Source organism: Sphaerochaeta sp. S2 (assembly GCF_016406725.1).
GTDB lineage: Bacteria > Spirochaetota > Spirochaetia > Sphaerochaetales > Sphaerochaetaceae > Sphaerochaeta.
In genome coordinates this window covers 1-1,159 of sequence record NZ_JAEKNT010000071.1, presented here as the reverse complement: position 1 = coordinate 1,159, position 1,159 = coordinate 1, and the positions used below count along the sequence as shown (strand labels likewise).

Below are 1,159 nucleotides of genomic sequence, written 5' to 3'. Positions count from 1 at the left end.
CAATAATTGTGGCAAAGGGTTTACCACTTGTATTCATTCTAAAAACAAATAATTCTATCGTAGTAATCAATAAATTGTAGATCGATATATCAAAAGTTCTAGCGAAAAAACGTCTCCATGGATTCTTAACAATGTTTATTGGTTTCTTATATTCTATTACTTCAGACATTGGATTACCTCTTTCTTATTTTGTATTGTATTTAATCGAAATTTTTTTATAATTTGGCAGTATAATCCTCTTTCATATAGCTTTTAATTGTAAACTACACTACTGCAATCTAAAGAAATACCTACTTCATATCCATTTCAAAATCAATGATTGAATCCTCATTATCATCTATAATTTCTACCGAAACCTTTCTGATGACTGACTTGAATTCTTTATGAATTTTTTGGACATCTTCATAAGCCTGTTCTAAAGCATCGTCTGTTGAAAATTGTCCAAGGGTCATGTGAGGTAAAAAAGTCTCCTCAGTAAGCCATTCAGGCTTATATGCTGCTAAGGTCCCTGTATAAAGCTGTGAACTAAGTCGTTTGATCTCTTCGATCCCATCTTCAATAAGCAGAAAAAGATATTTACCGAAAGCATTATTTATTGTGACAATTTTTGTCATTCTAAGCTGAAACCCTTCGAACTCTTTAGTGACATCTTCCAAGTGATTTTTTATAACTTCTGACTCTAAATCACTTTCAAATGTAAACACCAAAGTTATATGTGGTCTGACATTCTCTGATAATGGATCATATTTCTTTCTTATTTCATCAATAACATGGATGTTATCGAACTCAGGAAATAACATAATGGTACGTCTAATCATATGGTTGTCCTTTCATATCTCATTCCGTAACTGATATAAAGTCATACGCTCCTAAGTGAACAATGTCGAAACATTGCAAAAGTAAAAGTTAAATTCTTTTCGAGTTATATTTAAATTTCTCAATTTTCATTGCGTGAATATCTTCGTTGATCTTACCCTTTTCAAGCATTTTATTAATTCTTAGTAGTTTCTTGATTATTCGGTATTCCACATCATCTAACTCACAGGTATATAGGAAGTTTATGCCACGCATTACATAATTGGGCCTGGTGTTCAATGCGAATGGGTAGTATTCTTTTGTTACCTCATATCTTGAAATCTGATTGTTCTCATCACAATAT

At 31.6% G+C, this 1,159-nt stretch carries 2 protein-coding genes; both read right to left on the bottom strand.

Annotated elements, in window-relative coordinates:
* Nucleotides 1-290: 290 nt before the first annotated feature.
* Nucleotides 291-818 carry a 2'-5' RNA ligase family protein gene (locus tag JF818_RS01820; protein WP_198890288.1) on the bottom strand — a complete coding sequence of 176 codons (528 nt, stop codon included), beginning with the start codon at nucleotides 816-818 and terminating at the stop codon, nucleotides 291-293.
* An 88-nt stretch (nucleotides 819-906) separates the two neighbouring features.
* Nucleotides 907-1,159 (bottom strand): hypothetical protein (locus JF818_RS16300; protein WP_233065425.1); only part of this gene is annotated, 253 nt, incomplete at its 5' end.